The organism is Acinetobacter rongchengensis, from assembly GCF_003611475.1.
Lineage (GTDB): Bacteria > Pseudomonadota > Gammaproteobacteria > Pseudomonadales > Moraxellaceae > Acinetobacter > Acinetobacter rongchengensis.
In genome coordinates this window covers 54,374-71,037 of the sequence record NZ_RAXT01000011.1, presented here as the reverse complement: position 1 = coordinate 71,037, position 16,664 = coordinate 54,374, and the positions used below count along the sequence as shown (strand labels likewise).

Sequence of the window (16,664 nt, the reverse complement as noted above, 5' to 3'; positions counted from 1 at the left end):
GATGTAAATGATATCGATAAAATAAAGTTAAGAAAAATGTAAAAAGGATAGACAATGGAAAATCAAGCAGCTAAAAAAAGTTTCTTTAATCAGGGTTTATCTACATCGGCATATTTGATGTGTGGCTGGCCATTCATTTTAGTATTTGTGGGCGGAGCCATCGGTGGTGGTCTGGGGGCTTTGGCATACTTTATCAATCTGAAGATTTATAAGTCAAATTTATCAAATATGTATAAAGTCATTTTAAATATTTTGACAGGAATGACTGCAATGATCTTGTGGTATCTGATCGCTATTTCTATAGCCGTATATTTTCAACAGTGAACATTGGTTATGGTTTTACCGATTATTTTGGCGAATCTTAGTTCAATATTTTGAGATTAAAAATCATGAAATCACAACTTCTCAGCTTATGTCTTGTATGGTCTTCTCTATTTATTGTTTCAGAAACGGTTGGTGCTGAGCCGTTAACAGCCGAACAAATCAAGCTGCAAAAAGACAAAATTAAATACAAAGCCTATGTGCCTAAAACCTATCATTTATTTGAAGCTGTCGAAGGTGATTTAAATAAAGATGGACTCAGCGATTTAGTACTGATTGTAAAAGCGACTGATCCTAGTCAATGGGTAAACCATGAGTACCGAGGAAAACTGGATCGAAATCGACGAGGTATTATTGTCTTATTCAATCAAAAAGGATCATATAAAAAAGTCGTTCAAAATTTAGCATGCTTTAGTTCTGAGAACGAGGAAGGTGGCGTGTATTTTGCCCCTGAATTATGGTTTGAGATAAAAAATAATCTATTAAATATTGGTTATGCGCATGGTCGCTATGGTGCTTGGGATTACCGCTTTAGGTTCGAAAATAATGATATGCGTTTAATCGGTTATGAGGACAGTAATAATCATGGCCCTTATGTTGAAAGTCAAACCAGTATTAATTTTTTAACCGCTAAAAAATTAGTTCGGGAAAATCTCAATCAAGACCCTGAAGATGATCCACGGTTTAAAGAGACTTGGACGAAAATTAAGCTTAAACCAATTTTTCTTTCAGAAATAACCGATTTTGATGAATTAAATATGCCATAGCATATTTTGAAAAAGTTAGATTTGATCACAAATTATGCAAATGGTGAGACTTTTGTGATTTATTTTTTGATTGAAATACGACAAAAGTCGTATATGGGGATATTTAATTAGAATAAAATCAGTGTTAATAATTATTCATAAAATTAAAAACACACGGAATAGGTGAAATAATGAAAACATTCGAAGTCGAAATCAGTTTACCTGCGCAAGGTCATTTTCCAAGAACAGAATCCTTTGAAACAACCGATGTTACTCAGATTCAAGCTAAATTTTATAGCATTCAATGGCGACGTATTTTCCTTACGCAACTTCAGTTGGAAAATGAAGAAGTTTCATTTGCCGTAGTCGATATCGATACACAACAGTATTTAGCGATTCAATTGAACACGCAATCCACCAAGGCTGAACCAGTCTTTCAAATCGACAGTAATATTCAAATGATTGTCGAAAATAAAGAGTTTTTTGGAATGTTCACCCGTAAAAAACAATATGAATTGATTTATAAAAATCTGACTCAAAGTCAAGTTTCTGAGCAATTAGACTTATTTCTAAAAGGAGATATTGAACAAATGACTGAACAATATAAGCAATTGTTGCATAAGAAAATGTTACAAGAGCATCGCATGACTTAACTATTTTGCTCATCTTATGAATTTAGATTTTTTCTTGATAAGGAGGTTGTGCACCTCCTTGTTTCAAGCAAAATAAAGAGAAAAAACAAGGAAAACTGAAAATATAAAGCAAGTCGTTAAAATATAACATTTGGATAAATGAATCACAAATATGTATTTAAAATCAATGAGTAATTTTAAATTTATTATTGAAATTACTATGAATTATGATAAGTCTTGTTAAACTAAGATGAGACCATAAGGACATGAGTCATAAAAAATGAGTACATTTAATCTTCAAATCCAATTATCAAATGCAAACTTGAATGATGAAATGCAAGAAAGCCATGATCTTGATATTGCATTTATTCTCGAAAAATTTGAAAAGGTAAATTGGCGTCAACAACGCGTCTTACAACTCCAAATAAATGGTAAAAACTCAGTTTTTAACGTGATGCATAAAGCGTCTGATGAATATTTAAAAATCACTTTAAATGCTTTTTCTAAGTCAGAACAATTCGAATTTAAGATCGAAAGCAATATTCAATTGATCTTTCCACAACGTGAATTATTTGGGCTAATGACTCGGAAAAATAAAGAAGCGTTTTTAATTAAGCAGGCTAGCCTTGAGCAAGCTCAACAAAGTTTGCAAGCTTTTATCAATCAAGATAAGCAAGAACTAGAAAATATTTATTTGAAAAGTAAAGAGAAACCTATTTCAGAAGTAGCTTAAACTTGATGTTTTGCTTTTATATGCTGTTACTTTGATGTGTATAGGTTTTAAAAAATTAGCGGGTAGATTAGAGCTGAGCTGTGGATTGGTTTGTAATCAGCTTGCTAGTGATGGATTGTTCAATCTATCTTGGTCATGTTCACATCGTCTTTTTTATTTTTGAATGCTGATCTGGAAATAAATTTTAAAAAGCTCAACAAATTTTCCATTTTTGATGGTTTTTATGAAATAAAAAATCACTATTTTAGCCTTAAAGATAAAAAATCCTAAATTTTGCTGTTTTCGAGAAAAATTTTTCTGAAAATGGCTGTAATTGGTAAATCTTAGGGAAATAATCCCGACGCACTTTGGTTAAAGTATATTTCAAGGGTGTGATAGGGATCGAAAAGAGTAGATTGCTACCAGTTGCGTATAACGTGAGTGTAGTACTTACCCAAAAGGTCTCGATTCGGCTTAGGACGCTATAGATCAAAAGTTTATAGGCAATAGGGTTAGAACTTACAAAGTTTTAATAGTTGAAGTAAACCAACAGATGTTTTCCCTGACACCCCAAAAATTTTAAAGTATAAGAAAAACACTGCAAAACAAACACATAGCAAAAGACATAGAAAAAACAACATCAATATTGATACAGTTTGCATAAGAGCAAAACAGTTTAAAGATTAGATGGATACAGAGAAAAGGGATTTATGGGGGGCTAGGATGGCATATCTCATGATGCAATTTGAAAAACTATTTTTAAGAAATACGGTGCTTCGCCGTGTTTTTTTATTGCTCATGATCACAGTATGGGGCGTGATTGATCTTGCAACGGGTTATGAGTATTCATTTGCAGTGTTCTATCTTGTCCCTGTTTCAATTGCAGCTTGGTACGATAATAAAAATATGGCGATTTTTACCATTATTTTATCCGCATTGACTTGGCTTTACGCAGATTATGGTGCAGGACATCATTATTCAAATCCGATTATTCCTTATTGGAATGCCTGTGCTCGATTGGGATTTTTTAGTGTAGTTGCTTTTTTATTATTTAAAATCAAAAGAAGTCTAACCGACATGACGCTGATGGCGATGAAAGACTCCTTAACATCATTGAATAATACACGAGCCTTTAATCTGGAATATCAAACACTTAAAAGAAGGTATTCTAAGAAAGACCAAACTCTTGCAGTCGGGATCATTGACCTTGATGGTTTTAAAACGGTCAATGACACTTATGGGCACAGTAAGGGAGATGATGTATTGGTGGAATTTGCACATGTATTAAAAGAGACTATGCGTATGAATGATGTTGTGGCACGTATGGGAGGAGATGAGTTTGTGGTGATCTTGCAAGATACAAATTCACAAGGAATTGAAGATTATGCAAAAAGATTAAGAAATAAGTTTTTACTCAGTGGCTTAAAACAACAGTATGGTGTTGATTTTAGTATGGGTATTCGAGTTTATACCGAACTACCCGATAATCTAGATGAGGCAACCCATCAAGCGGATCAACTGATGTATCAGTCAAAAGCCCGAGGTAAGTCGCAGACCACTATTTCTGCGCAAATATAAATCTATTTAAAAAGATTGATATTAAAATTCTATAGGTCTTGTTGAACAATCGCCTGACTGGCTTCTTTTAAATGATATAAAAGCTGCCCAAGTAATACATCTCTTGAACTGAGTGTGACGATAATCATAGGGTGTTTTGCACAAGGTACAGAGGTCAAAATGGCTTTACCATTTTCAGCATCCAAAGTCACACTTTGACAACCTGTTAAATTAATTTCCCCTAAAAAAGCACTGACCATAGCCAAAATTGAACTACTCACAGCTGCAAGTTTGCTGGAGTGAAATTGATGACGTTTACTGATCGAAGCCAGTTCAAAACCATCCGTTGAACAGATCATGATGAATTCAATATTATTCACATTGCTTAAGATCTGTTGAATTTGAGTTTTGGCAAAAGCAACTAGAGGTGCTGGAGCCGTGCGTGTTTCAAGTGCATTGATCATATAAATTTCCTATAAATATTTTGTTTCTAAAGAGGTAATCAGTGTTTCTAGGAGTAATAAAACGTCAGATTTCTTACGTGCATCCACAAAAAAGACCGGAAAGTTCAAATTCCTATTCATTAAAGCTTGTCGGTATTGGTGTGTTGATGTGCTCATCGCTTCATCAATATGCGTAATTCCAATGACGATGTTCTCACTGTATTGTCTAAAAGTATCCAAATAATAATCCAATTCATCCAAAGGTGCTTTTAGACTATGATCGATGAGTAAAATTGTTCCAATCGCACCTTTACAGATCACGCCCCACATAAAATCAAAACGTCCTTGACCTGGTGTGCCATACAGCCCGACTTTATTGCCATCGTCTAAAGTAATTTCACCATAATCAATACCGACAGTCGTATTGAGTTTTTTGTGGCTATGGTCATCCGTATTAAATGCCTCAGTCGCAAGGACTGGGACTTCGGATAATGATTTTATGGCTTCCGTTTTGCCTGCTCCCATCGAACCAGCAAAGACAATTTTGTACTTTTGAATAATCATAATAGATCTCAATATTAGAATTTAAATCTGGTTTTTAATTTCCCAAAAAAACTTTTTAAAAAACCTGGGTTCTCAGTTTGATTCTCTGCAAGAGATGGTTGATTAAACTGACAGTCTTTGATTGAAATTAATTCAGCATTATGAATGGCTAAATTTGCAGCAATAAAATGCTGTACGGTATGAATGGGAATATTTAATTTACTGGCTACATGTTGTATTTCTGCACCTAAAATAAAACATGCTGAAAGTTGCAATAAAATCTTTTTATCCGCCATATTCGGCTGAGGCCAGAAATTTAATCGATAGGCTTCATTCGGTGATGGAACCGTAATTATATTGGGGTTTTGCCAAATTAAATTAAATAGCCAATTTTCTAGATTATGATGTTGCTTACGAGAAACTTTGATAAAGTCGGTTGTCGTTGCAGCAACATACTCTATAGAAAGATCCGTTTTATATGTCTCACGCGTTGGTTCTAACCATGCCAGATGTGCATGATGATCAATAATAGCTAATGTACCAAATTGATCATTGATCAGGATCTTACGGATTTCTTGTTGGTATATATCCCTAAAAAAGGCAATTTCCTTAATCGCTAAAGTTTGTTCAGGTGGAACTGTATCGTATAGCGTCTCAGTTTTTTGCTCAATTGGAGTGGTTTGATTGAGTAGTTTAAAATTGACCCAGTCTTTAAGTGTGAGTTCGTCATTGATCGGCAAGCACAGTAAGTTTTCATCTATGCATTCAGCTTGTTCACTATGTTTTGAAATTTTTAAATACGGTATTTTTTTATTCTGAATAATATTTTGAATATTGTCATGTTCAAAGAAATGCTCATTAATGAGAATGCAGTTTATGTTTTGATCAGAAATATTTGTCCAATTTATACCAATATTATTGGGCAAGATTCTTCTCAAGCGTATTTTAAGTTCATCTGAGGTGGTTAAACCTAAGCCCGAGATTGCGATATTGATACATTGATTGTTCATAATACCACTTATCTTTGAATAAAATTTTCAGGGTGTATGTTAACTAAAATTTTTAAGTAAAATTAATTGCAAATCTGCTCGTTTTAATAAAGTGAACTTAACGGTTCTATAATTAAATACCTGATATATGACCTTTTTATTGCCTCCAATATTTTTGTTTAAATAAATTATTAAGCGACTAGTGAACAGTTATCTTTCTTCTTGTATTAAATTAACATTGCTGATTGTGAAAAATCTATAAGCTATTTAATCCAAATTGATAAGTTATTTGAAATAGTAAAATGGAATTTAAGTTTTATTTAATTTGAATAAGATAAATTTGCATTAAGAATCTATATTACTATTAGATTGGTGAATTAAATCACGTAATATTATTATATTTACTTAAGTAATTTTATGATGAAAAAAAGCGATCATAAAGATCGCTTTTAATTGTTTATCCATCATATTTCAGTTTTAAGCAAAAATCTTAGTAGCTGCTTCAAAAAGAATATATAACACCACCAATGCAACGATAGGTTCTGCAATTTTCGCCCAAGTTGGATTGATTGCTTTGATTTCAACAGTAGCATGCTGATCTGGATGTACATCAGATTTTTGAGCATTGACCATTTGATTAAACTCCTTCATGGTTTCCTCTAATGATATCTCTTCTTCGATCACAGGTTGAGAGCCAATCAGTTCTACCAGTTCATTTGTTGACCAAACCCAATCTTTTGCTTGTCCAGACAAGTGCTCTATTTGACCAATCACCAGTTCTCGCAAGCCTCTTTTACCTAAGCTTCCTGCACTATCTAACTGTTTTAATTCGGCGATTTGTAATTCGAGAATTTCAGTTGTGGCAGATTCAAGTAAAGATTTATCTAAACTGGATAAATTCTGCTTAGATGTGGTTAGATGGCGAGCAATCTCTTGGGTATAAAGATGATCTTGCGAAAGTATTTCTTGATAGAGTGCATTATCATTTTGACGCCATAAGCTGATCAATTTGCCTAAAGTCAACGCATTGATTTCTTCAATATGAATCTTACGTTGTTCAGCATCTAATTGGGATAAGAGCTGAGGCTTTTGAATCTTAATCTGCTCAGCAAAGTATTGTACGAGATCAAAAGCCATTGGGTATTCCTTCTTCTATTCTAAAATTCTTAAACTTGGTTTTTTCTTTGGGGGCTCTGTAGTGTTTTCTGATGGTTCACTACTATTTGATTTTAAAGCATCTTCATCTATTTGCACATTGGCATATTCGTCAGGATCAAAGAATAAACCTTGTCCATTTTCACGTGCGTAAAGACCCAAGACCGCATTCATCGGGACATAAATGTCTTTAGAGACTCCGCCAAAACGTGCTGAAAATGTGACTGACTCATTGCTAATATTTAACATGTGTACAGCATGTGGCACGATATTTAAAACAATCTGACCCTCTTGTACAAATTGTTGGGGTACATCTGTATAAGGCTGAGTTGCATCGACCAAAAGATAAGGCGTTAAATTGTTATCGCAAATCCATTCATAAATTGCACGAGTTAAATATGGTCGAGTGGGTGATACGGTTATTTCTTGTTCAGACATTGAAAAATACTCTGTTGATTGGCAATCTAGGACTTTGCTAACAATTCACGATATTGGTTCTGTTCTTTTAAAGTCATGGACTTCAAAAAAGCAGGACGGCTAAAAATTCGTTGGCAATAGAGCAAGATTGGACGGCATTGCTGTTTCGGTAGTTCAATTCCCATATGCTTTAACCGTATGAAAATTGGCGCTAACATGCAATCTAAAATTGTAAAGTTCTCAGACATAAAATAAGGATAATGTTGGAACAGGGGGGTAAGAGAGATTAATGTATCTCGTAATTGCTTTTGTGCTTTTTGAGCTGCAACACGGTCTAAAGTATCTGGATGACGTAACATAATATCTGCAAGTCTTAACCAGTCTTGTTCTAAGCGCCAAATATATTGTCTTTGCTCTGCTCGAGGAGCGGGTGCGTCTGCATATAACTTATTTTGACGATAACGATCATCTATATATTCAGAAATAATAGCAGTATTGAAAAGCTTCAAATCATTTTCTATCAGCATGGGAAGCTGATTATAGGGATTCAGGCTCGCCAAATCCTCATCGTCGTCTTCTACTAGAATTAAATGATGTTTAATCTGCTTTTCGGTAAGTAGAAATCTAATCCAGTGTGAACGAAAGTCATCCTCATGGCTATACAACGTAATCCCTTGTTGAGGTGCATTTTCGACTGACATATTCCAAAACTTGGTGAAGTGAATAGACTAGAATACTAAAAATGGACAATAAAATCATCTTAACTTTAAGATGTTTATGATAACGATCAACCTAGAAATAGAATCCAAAATTGGAGTGTAGGCATGAGTCTCGTAAAAAATGCAATAAAATCAGTCATTATTATATTTTTAATGATCAATATTTCAAATACCTATGCGAAAAAGCAGTCATCGCCTGATCGTATGGAAGACGCTCAAGTTGCTGTTTCTGCTGTAGATGCTGCATGTTTGGCTGATGAGGCTTGTGATGTTGCTACAGCAGCACCAGAAGACGAAATGTATGGAGGCATTAAACAAGAATATGTGGTTAAGGACTGCAAAGTCACGATTTATAATGATGGGCCAGTAAAAATGGTCAATCAAAAGACAGATGAGCCGTGTGATGCACCGCTTCCAAAAGATCATCAATTCGCCAAAGAAATATCTACCTATGAAGCAGATGAATGCATGATAAGTGAACAAGTGACGGTTGATGGCGCTGCTGATGCAACAATGGATTGTTCGAATAATACAAAGCTGAAATGATTTTTAAGAGGGAAACAACGAGCTTTAAAACCAATCCAAGAGGTGAGAAGTTAAATAAAGCAACGCATAAAAAAACCTCGGAAAATTCCGAGGTTTTTGGTCCGATTCGGTAAACGAATTAACGTTTAGAGAATTGAGGACGTTTACGAGCTTTACGTAAACCAAGTTTCTTACGTTCAACTTCACGAGCATCACGAGTAACGAAACCAGCTTGACGAAGAGCAGGTTTTAAAGTTTCGTCAGCAGCGATCAATGCACGAGTAATACCGTGACGGATAGCGCCAGCTTGACCACCGATACCACCACCAGCAACAGTGATGTAAAGGTCATACTTCTCAGTAGCGTCTAAAAGCTCAAGCGGTTGACGAACAACCATACGAGCAGTTTCACGACCGAAGTACTGTTCAAGAGTACGGTTGTTAATTACGAGTTTACCAGTACCAGCTGATAGGAAAACACGTGCAGTTGCGGTCTTACGGCGACCTGTACCATAATTAGTAGCCATGTGCAGTATCCCTTAGATGTCCAAAACTTGTGGCTGTTGCGCAGCATGCGGATGCTCAGTACCAGCATACACTTTCATTTTTTTGATCATTGCATAACCAAGAGGACCTTTTGGCAACATACCTTTAACTGCTTTTTCAAGAACAGCTTCAGGTTTGTGAGCAATTAACTTCTCGAAGTTAGTCTCACGGATACCACCAGGGAAACCAGTATGGCGATAGTATTTCTTATCAAGTGATTTTTTACCAGTCACTTGAACTTGCTCTGCATTGATAACAACGATGTAATCACCAGTGTCAACGTGCGGAGTATAAGAAGTTTTGTGCTTACCGCGTAAACGACGAGCGATTTCAGTCGCAAGGCGACCTAAAGTTTTGCCAGAAGCATCAACAACGTACCAGTCGTGTTGAACTTCAGCAGGCTTAGCGCTGAGAGTTTTCATTAAACCACTACCTATTATAGTTGGTTTGGACTATGGAAGCTGTCCAAACAAAAAGGAGACCGAATTCTATCTGAAAATGAGAAGAATCACAATCAAAATATAGAATTTCAGGTGCAATATTATATGTGGGTTTCGGCTAAATTGAAAGTCACTTTTTCTTCGTTTATGACTGGATTAGAAAACAGCAATATACCAATACCGTTAAAGCAATTTTAGAACAAATAATGAAGGCTAGATATGTTTTGACAGGGGGTTTTGCATGAACAGTTGTTTGCTCATTAATGATTGAATCTATGAAAACGTGATCAAAATAATACTGCTATGCAAAATTGAGCCTCGTCATAATATTGTCCATAGGATGCTGATACAATTAGGTATAAAATAGCGTAAAGAAAATTTGAAAGTCAGACACATGCTTCCATTATATGTTACGAGTGGTGAACCCGCAGGAATTGGTCCAGATATTTGTTTAAGTTTGGCTGATCGTATAGATGAGCGCCCAATCGTGGTTTTGGCTGATATAAATATGTTGCGAGATCGTGCCAAAATTTTAAATAAAAATATCGAAATTATTGAATTTATGGGACAAACTGAGTCTTCTGCGTCGGGGCAGCTTTATGTTGAGCATGTGCCGTTATATGAAGATGTGGTGTTGGGTGAGCTAAATCCACAAAATTCAGCTTATGTTTTAGAACAATTACATCGTTCTGCTGATTATGCCATGTCAGGTAAAAGCGTAGGTGTTGCAACGGCACCTGTACAAAAGTCAGTCATTAATGATGCCGGTATTCATTTCAGTGGGCATACTGAGTATTATCAAGAGTTTGCTGGTGTGAATCGGGTAGTGATGATGCTGGCAACCAAAACATTAAGAGTTGCATTGGCGACGACCCATTTACCATTACGTGATGTTGCGGATGCAATTACCAAAGCACGATTGCATCAAGTGATCGATATCCTGATTCACGATCTAAAAACCAAATTTAAAATCAATCATCCCCGTATCTTGGTATGTGGGTTAAATCCTCATGCAGGAGAGGGCGGTTATTTAGGGCGTGAAGAAATCGATACGATTAATCCTGTATTGGAAGATTATAGAACGCAAGGCATTGATATGAGTTTGAGCATGCCAGCAGACACGCTTTTTACCCCTGAAAATTTGAAAAATGCAGATGCAGTTTTGGCGATGTATCACGATCAAGGCTTACCTGTGTTAAAATCTCAAGGATTCGGTGAAGCCATTAACATTACTTTAGGCTTACCTTTTATTCGAACATCAGTCGATCACGGCACAGCGCTCTCCCTTGCAGGTACTGGACTGGCTAAAGGTTCAAGTTTGCATGTCGCTGTCGATTTAGCGCTTGATCTTGCTCGCAATTAATTCACGTTGGAACTTTTTTATGTATCAAATTAATGCCTTAAACCCAAAAGATGAAGGGCATCATACGCGTAAGCGTTTTGGACAAAACTTTTTACATGACCAACGTGTAATTGCCAAAATTGTACGTTCTGTTGCGCCTCGTGCAGGCGACAATATTGTTGAAATTGGACCAGGATTGGCTGCTTTAACATCACCTTTGATTGGTGAATGTGATGCGCTGACTGTGGTTGAGTTGGATCGAGACTTGGCAGCAGGCTTACCTGGTCGTGTACCGCATCCTGAGCGTTTAACCATTATTGAAACAGATGCATTAAAGTTTGATTTTACTGAGTTGTTTCAAGAAGGTCGCCCTTTACGTGTCGTAGGTAACTTACCTTATAATATTTCTACGCCTTTGTTATTCCATCTATTGGAATTTGGCGGAAAAGTCAAAGACATGCACTTCATGCTGCAAAAAGAAGTGGTGGATCGAATTACGGCATCTCCAAATACCAAAGAATATGGTCGTTTATCGGTCATGATTCAGTATTTTTGTAAACCTACTTTTTTATTTGAAGTACCACCAGGTTCATTTAATCCGCCACCAAAAGTAACCTCTGCGGTATTTCGTTTAGAGCCTTATGTTGACAAGCCTATTATTGCGAAAAATGAGAAAGCTTTGGCTCGTCTAGTTTCGCACGTCTTTACCCAGCGTCGTAAAACCTTACGTAATAGCTTAAAAGGCATGTTGGCCGAAGATGGTTTTGAAAAAGCGGGTGTTGATCCAATGGCACGTCCTGAAACCTTAAGCTTGGCACAGTTTGTTGCATTATCAGATCAAATGGTGGCTTAAATGACCCGTGAGAATATTCGCTATAATTATGTCATTGGTGATGTGCAAGGTTGTTTTGAGGCACTGAAAGTCTTACTCAAAGAAATCCAGTTTGATGCAGATCAAGACTTTATTTGGTTTGCAGGGGATTTAGTGGCACGTGGTGAAAATTCAGTAGGGGCATTACGCTTTATTAAAAAGCTTGTAGACCGTGGTGTAGCAGCCACTGTTTTGGGTAATCATGACTTGAATTTACTGGCAGTGGCGCGTGGTATTAAAAAAGCCAAAGAGAAAGACAAGATTGATGATGTGATTCATGCACTCGAAAGTGATGAATTAATTGATTGGCTACGTAAACAACCGCTATGTTTATTCCCCAATGATCATACTATTTTGACTCATGCTGGTATTCCGTGTATTTGGAATGCACAGCAAACAGTTGAACTGGCTCAAGAAGTTGAAGCAGTTTTGAGAAGTGATGATTTTGACGTTTTAGATGAGTTCTTGAAAGCGATGTATGGGGCTGAACCTGCATTATGGACAGAAGAATTAACTGGAAATGATCGATTGCGTTGTATTACCAATTACCTGACCCGGATGCGTTTAAGTGATATGCATGGCCGTTTAGAGTTCAGTTTTAAAGATGCTTTAGATGAGCCAATGCCGAAAGGTTTTAAACCGTGGTTTGAATTTGCATCTGAAACAGCAAAAACACATCAAATTATTTTTGGACATTGGGCTGCCTTAGAGGGCAAAACCATCAATCCTCAAATCCAAAATGTAGATGGTGGTTGTGTTTGGGGACATCAATTGATTGCTTATAGGCTTGAGGATAAAGCGCTATTTAACGTTGATAACCCAGTAATTATCGCGCCTTAAAATTTATTCAATACGAATTGAAAAAGCATACAAATTGAAAATCAATACCCAATGAATTTATTGGGTATTTTAGTTTTGGTGAACGATATACTTTAGATTAACTTGATAACCGTATCCTGATCTTGGGTAATTTATTTTTTTATTGAATTTTACACTAGATTTGAGTGATTATTTAAAAGTCATAAATAGTATTTTTATTGTTTAACTAAATGCTTTTGATTACTTTTCTCTGACCCATGTTTGTGTTCTACCGATTGCTTGAATGCCAATATATCCATGCACTCGGATATTGTTACCATTTGAACTTAACTTGATGTTAATTTTATAGTATTTCCCAGAAAGTGGGTCAACGATATAGCCATTTCCAAATTGATTTGGTTTAACTTCTTTTACTTTAGAAAAAATAGTCATGCCCAAAATAGGTTTGTTCTTAAGCGAGCCTGTACATTTGGTACACAATTCTTGAGGTTTATAACCTGCACTTGGCGTCACTTTAATAATCGTACCAGAGTATTCGCCTGACGCATCTTTTTTGATTTCAATTAAAGCCTTAGGTGCATTGGTTTTGTCGTCAATACTTTGCCAAATACCAACAATGTCTTGAGCAAAACTATTTTGTATAGATAAGCCAAATAATAGATTAGCAACAGCAATTTTTACATAATTATTCATCTAAATACCTCTTGTGTTTATTGTATAAAAATTAGCACATTTATTTTAAAATGCAAAATAAATCACGATAAAATGCATATTTGTGATATTTAATTGAATATCATTTTTATTAAGTGATTTATTCGACTTTATAACTAAAGGTACGCGGAGTCTTGATGATTGAATCATTGAGGGATTTAGATTAAATTCAGTGTGGTATAAAAATCATGGACAAAGGAAAAGATGTTATCTACAGAACAATTAAAAACAATTTATCCATTAATTGTAACGCCTAGTCATGATGGCAAGTTTTTTCATAATTATGTGCTTTCATTATTAAATTTCTTTCATGAATCCAATCGAATCGGTATGCCTACACAATATTTATTGATGCAGGGTGAAAGTTTAATTACTCGTGCAAGAAATAATTGTGTAGCCACTTTTTTAGAAAATACTGAGTGGACACATTTATTTTGGATTGATTCTGATATTGGTTTTACACCTGAAGCTGCTTTTCGCTTATTAAAATCAGATTATGATATTGCTGCTGGGGTTTATCCACTTAAAAGGGAAGAATGGCCTGTTGAGGGATTACCAAAGGGAATGACTTTGAGTGAATTTATTTCGAATTATCAAAGGTATACGGTTAATGCACGGGTAGCAGGTGACGCAGATCATATAGACCTTACGATTTTAGAGAATGGTTTTATCGAGATGAGTGAGGCGCCGACAGGTTTCATGGTGATTAAACGTGCTGTCTTTGAAAAAATGATGCAGGCTTATCCAGAGCTAAAATATACCCCTGATTCGGTGGGTATCGAAAATAAAGGTCTGCATTATCGCTTATTTGATGTAATGGTTGATCCTGAAACAGGGCGTTATTTATCTGAGGATTATGGTTTTTGTCGCTTATGGGAAAAACTGGGGGGTAAGATTTATATTGATGCAACTTCAAATTTAACTCACCAAGGTATGAAAATATATCAGGGGAACTTCGCTGAAAGTTTACAAACCAATTTAAGTCGAGCGATACCAGTTAAAGAAGGTATCACAATGAGACTAACGGGCTTGAATAATTTAACCCAAGACCACGAATAATACGTTGGCTTAGCGTAAAAAGAACAAAAGCTGTACCTCTAGAGGTGACAGCTTTTTGAAGCGATGAATTTAACATAAATCTGGTTTAATAGGCTCGAATCCAAGTTTGACTGCGACCTAATGCCGCGATGCCAATATAACCGCGGAGAACCAATTTCTTTCCATTTGAGGAAAGTTTTGCTTTTAAGCTATAAATCTTGCCTGTGTTAGGATCTAGAATCTTACCACCTTCATAGTTTTCTGCATCTTTTTGTTTTAGACCCTGAATAACATTCAGCCCTATAATCGGTTTGTTGGTATATGGGGCAGGGCAGTTTACACAAAACTCTTTAGGTTTATAGCCAACTCGAGGTGTGATTTTAGTAATTGTTCCAATATAAGTCCCATTTGCATCTTTACTAATCCTAACAATGCCTTTGGGTGCTCCAGTTTGATCATCAATACTTTGCCATAAGCCAGAAATATCTTCTGCAAATGCAAATTGACTCAGAGAAAGCATGACAATTGACAGTGAAAATTTAAATTTAGTCCACATTTTATTCCCCTAACTTTGAAGTGTTTACTGGTCATTTTTATTTCTATTGTTGCTTCAGCCGTTTGTATGTAGAAAAGACTGAAATCATTAACATGAGAATTGCTCTTGTTATGTGTTTTGAATATTTTTACAGTATTTTGATTTGAAATGATAGTTCAAAAATTGTTGTATATTTATAAAAGATGGATCTATTCAATCTGTAAGCTGCTGTTGGAAAATAACAAACTATTCACATAGCAAATGCATATTTAAATAAGAGTGAATCTAGAATCAAAGCATTTGTGCGGTTCTAAAATCATATAAAGCCCATAAATTCAATTATGAGCTTTTAGAATCAACTAAATCGTTTATTTAGTCAAAATAAGTCAATCAGTTTTCTCGAATCCAAATTTGGCTACGTCCAAGTGCTGAGACACCGATATAACCTCGTAAAGATAAGCGATTTCCATTAGCACTTAACTTTGCTTTCATCGAGTAAATTTTACCAGAAAGTGGGTCAATAATTTTCCCACCAGAATAATTTTCTTCACTGGTTTGTACTAGGTTTTTAAGAACATCCATACCTAAAATAGGTTTATTTGTATAGGGTGCTGGGCAGTTTACACAGGTCTCTTTTGGTGTATAGCCTGGCAGTGGTGTGATTTTGATGATTTTCCCTGTATATGTTCCATTTGCTTCTTTGCGAACCTCAAGAACAGCTTTAGATGAACCAGTTTTATCATCAATATTTTTCCAAATGCCAGTAATATCCTTTGCCATGCTGCCACAACTGAGCACTGAAAATAGAACACCTAAAATAAATCTATTCGACCACATTTATTCATTCCTTATCAAAATGGGGGTAAGATTTATCTTAATTTGAATAGCAATTCTATGCAATCACTTGAAATGTATAGTAAATCACAGTTATTTTATAAAAAGAATAAAGGTTGGCAACCATATGGCGGTGAAGACCGCATTGACCGCCATGCCAAAGGCCGCATAGCGTCCTGCAACTGCTCCACGTTGCCATGCTTGTGCTGTACCAATCGCATGGGCAGCAAGTCCCAAAGCTAAGCCTGACGCGCGTTCGTCATTAATATTGCGTAAAATAATGGATGAAAAAGCTGCCCCAATGACCCCTGATAAAATGACGATCAAAATCACTAAAGTGACTGGTGAGTGCAATAAAGTTGCAATATTAATCGCAATAGGGGTTGTTACAGCACGAGTTGCAAACGCCATGATGGTCGGTTCAGACATATGTAACAGATAAGCTAAGCTCATGGGCAAGGCTACAGCGCTGATACTGGCAAAGACGAGAATGCCTATTACCGATTTAAGTGGTAAATCATCATAGCGCATCGCAGCTAGAGGGATGGCTAAGGCAACAGTGACATAGCCAAGAAGATGGCTAAATAAACCATTCATCGCGCTATTATATTTTTCATATGGGATTTTTAAAATCATTAAAAGTCCAATCACAAAAAACATTGCAATCACTAACAATGGCACTTGTGGAAATCTTCTATTTACCGGTTTTGCTGCGAGATATGCAGCTAAAGTGATGAGGAAACCGATCAGAACGCTGAACATATCAATCT

General features: G+C 35.9%; 22 protein-coding genes. 10 read left to right on the top strand and 12 right to left on the bottom strand.

Annotated elements, in window-relative coordinates; genetic code table 11:
• Nucleotides 1-54 precede the first annotated feature (54 nt).
• The 5 genes from D7V20_RS07925 to D7V20_RS07905 all read left to right on the top strand — a co-directional run bounded on the left by D7V20_RS07925 (nucleotide 55) and on the right by D7V20_RS07905 (nucleotide 3,989).
• Nucleotides 55-324, top strand: a complete 270-nt coding sequence (locus tag D7V20_RS07925) for a hypothetical protein (RefSeq protein WP_120383768.1) — start codon at nucleotides 55-57, stop codon at nucleotides 322-324.
• Nucleotides 325-389: 65 nt separating this feature from the next.
• Entirely contained in the window at nucleotides 390-1,088 is a 699-nt protein-coding gene (locus tag D7V20_RS07920; protein ID WP_171407779.1) for a hypothetical protein, read from the top strand.
• Between the two features lie 170 nt (nucleotides 1,089-1,258).
• Nucleotides 1,259-1,720, top strand: coding sequence for a hypothetical protein (locus D7V20_RS07915; protein ID WP_120383766.1), 462 nt, complete (start codon nucleotides 1,259-1,261; stop codon nucleotides 1,718-1,720).
• A 259-nt stretch (nucleotides 1,721-1,979) separates the two neighbouring features.
• A complete protein-coding gene (locus D7V20_RS07910) occupies nucleotides 1,980-2,432 on the top strand; it encodes a hypothetical protein (protein WP_171407778.1) in 453 nt (150 codons plus the stop codon).
• A 702-nt stretch (nucleotides 2,433-3,134) separates the two neighbouring features.
• Nucleotides 3,135-3,989 (top strand): GGDEF domain-containing protein, encoded by an 855-nt coding sequence (locus D7V20_RS07905; RefSeq protein ID WP_120383765.1) that lies wholly within the window; start codon nucleotides 3,135-3,137, stop codon nucleotides 3,987-3,989.
• Nucleotides 3,990-4,018: 29 nt separating this feature from the next.
• Here the strand turns inward: D7V20_RS07905 and D7V20_RS07900 are convergent, their stop codons facing one another.
• From D7V20_RS07900 to D7V20_RS07875, 6 genes are all read right to left on the bottom strand, one after another.
• The gene (locus tag D7V20_RS07900) at nucleotides 4,019-4,432 is read right to left on the bottom strand and encodes a roadblock/LC7 domain-containing protein (protein WP_120383764.1); all 414 of its coding nucleotides are present in this window, start codon (nucleotides 4,430-4,432) and stop codon (nucleotides 4,019-4,021) included.
• A gap of 9 nt (nucleotides 4,433-4,441) precedes the next feature.
• Nucleotides 4,442-4,975: a GTP-binding protein gene (locus D7V20_RS07895; RefSeq protein WP_120383763.1), complete on the bottom strand. Its 534-nt coding sequence runs from the start codon at nucleotides 4,973-4,975 to the stop codon at nucleotides 4,442-4,444.
• A 14-nt stretch (nucleotides 4,976-4,989) separates the two neighbouring features.
• Nucleotides 4,990-5,964 (bottom strand): hypothetical protein, encoded by a 975-nt coding sequence (locus tag D7V20_RS07890; protein ID WP_120383762.1) that lies wholly within the window; start codon nucleotides 5,962-5,964, stop codon nucleotides 4,990-4,992.
• Nucleotides 5,965-6,420: 456 nt separating this feature from the next.
• On the bottom strand, nucleotides 6,421-7,080 hold the full coding sequence (locus tag D7V20_RS07885) for a hypothetical protein (protein ID WP_120383761.1): 660 nt from the start codon (nucleotides 7,078-7,080) through the stop codon (nucleotides 6,421-6,423).
• Nucleotides 7,081-7,095: 15 nt separating this feature from the next.
• On the bottom strand, nucleotides 7,096-7,536 hold the full coding sequence (locus D7V20_RS07880; protein WP_120383760.1) for a ClpXP protease specificity-enhancing factor: 441 nt from the start codon (nucleotides 7,534-7,536) through the stop codon (nucleotides 7,096-7,098).
• Between the two features lie 26 nt (nucleotides 7,537-7,562).
• Complete coding sequence (locus D7V20_RS07875; RefSeq protein WP_120383759.1) at nucleotides 7,563-8,216, bottom strand: glutathione S-transferase N-terminal domain-containing protein; 654 nt, start codon at nucleotides 8,214-8,216, stop codon at nucleotides 7,563-7,565.
• 123 nt (nucleotides 8,217-8,339) lie between these two features.
• On the opposite strand from D7V20_RS07875, the gene D7V20_RS07870 reads away from it, so the two are divergent.
• Nucleotides 8,340-8,780: a hypothetical protein gene (locus D7V20_RS07870; RefSeq protein WP_120383758.1), complete on the top strand. Its 441-nt coding sequence runs from the start codon at nucleotides 8,340-8,342 to the stop codon at nucleotides 8,778-8,780.
• Nucleotides 8,781-8,898: 118 nt separating this feature from the next.
• On the opposite strand, the gene rpsI is transcribed toward D7V20_RS07870, so the two are convergent.
• Nucleotides 8,899-9,285 carry a 30S ribosomal protein S9 gene (gene rpsI / locus D7V20_RS07865; protein WP_010113617.1) on the bottom strand — a complete coding sequence of 129 codons (387 nt, stop codon included), beginning with the start codon at nucleotides 9,283-9,285 and terminating at the stop codon, nucleotides 8,899-8,901.
• Nucleotides 9,286-9,297: 12 nt separating this feature from the next.
• On the bottom strand, nucleotides 9,298-9,726 hold the full coding sequence (gene rplM, locus D7V20_RS07860; RefSeq protein ID WP_002117832.1) for a 50S ribosomal protein L13: 429 nt from the start codon (nucleotides 9,724-9,726) through the stop codon (nucleotides 9,298-9,300).
• Between the two features lie 412 nt (nucleotides 9,727-10,138).
• Here rplM and pdxA point away from each other — a divergent pair, with 412 nt between their 5' ends.
• From pdxA to D7V20_RS07845, 3 genes are read left to right on the top strand one after another with little or no spacing between them, the layout of a single operon-like run.
• Nucleotides 10,139-11,107 (top strand): 4-hydroxythreonine-4-phosphate dehydrogenase PdxA, encoded by a 969-nt coding sequence (pdxA, locus tag D7V20_RS07855; RefSeq protein WP_120383757.1) that lies wholly within the window; start codon nucleotides 10,139-10,141, stop codon nucleotides 11,105-11,107.
• 19 nt (nucleotides 11,108-11,126) lie between these two features.
• Nucleotides 11,127-11,939, top strand: a complete 813-nt coding sequence (gene rsmA, locus D7V20_RS07850; RefSeq protein ID WP_120383756.1) for a 16S rRNA (adenine(1518)-N(6)/adenine(1519)-N(6))-dimethyltransferase RsmA — start codon at nucleotides 11,127-11,129, stop codon at nucleotides 11,937-11,939.
• The gene (locus D7V20_RS07845) at nucleotides 11,940-12,797 is read left to right on the top strand and encodes a symmetrical bis(5'-nucleosyl)-tetraphosphatase (protein ID WP_120383755.1); all 858 of its coding nucleotides are present in this window, start codon (nucleotides 11,940-11,942) and stop codon (nucleotides 12,795-12,797) included.
• 219 nt (nucleotides 12,798-13,016) lie between these two features.
• Here the strand turns inward: D7V20_RS07845 and D7V20_RS07840 are convergent, their stop codons facing one another.
• A complete protein-coding gene (locus D7V20_RS07840; RefSeq protein WP_120383754.1) occupies nucleotides 13,017-13,469 on the bottom strand; it encodes a DUF2147 domain-containing protein in 453 nt (150 codons plus the stop codon).
• Between the two features lie 222 nt (nucleotides 13,470-13,691).
• Here D7V20_RS07840 and D7V20_RS07835 point away from each other — a divergent pair, with 222 nt between their 5' ends.
• Nucleotides 13,692-14,546 carry a hypothetical protein gene (locus D7V20_RS07835; protein ID WP_120383753.1) on the top strand — a complete coding sequence of 285 codons (855 nt, stop codon included), beginning with the start codon at nucleotides 13,692-13,694 and terminating at the stop codon, nucleotides 14,544-14,546.
• 85 nt (nucleotides 14,547-14,631) lie between these two features.
• On the opposite strand, the gene D7V20_RS07830 is transcribed toward D7V20_RS07835, so the two are convergent.
• From D7V20_RS07830 to D7V20_RS07820, 3 genes are all read right to left on the bottom strand, one after another.
• Nucleotides 14,632-15,081 carry a DUF2147 domain-containing protein gene (locus D7V20_RS07830; RefSeq protein ID WP_120383752.1) on the bottom strand — a complete coding sequence of 150 codons (450 nt, stop codon included), beginning with the start codon at nucleotides 15,079-15,081 and terminating at the stop codon, nucleotides 14,632-14,634.
• Nucleotides 15,082-15,450: 369 nt separating this feature from the next.
• Nucleotides 15,451-15,897: a DUF2147 domain-containing protein gene (locus D7V20_RS07825; protein ID WP_120383751.1), complete on the bottom strand. Its 447-nt coding sequence runs from the start codon at nucleotides 15,895-15,897 to the stop codon at nucleotides 15,451-15,453.
• A 90-nt stretch (nucleotides 15,898-15,987) separates the two neighbouring features.
• Nucleotides 15,988-16,656, bottom strand: a complete 669-nt coding sequence (locus tag D7V20_RS07820; RefSeq protein ID WP_120383750.1) for an LrgB family protein — start codon at nucleotides 16,654-16,656, stop codon at nucleotides 15,988-15,990.
• Nucleotides 16,657-16,664: the final 8 nt, after the last annotated feature.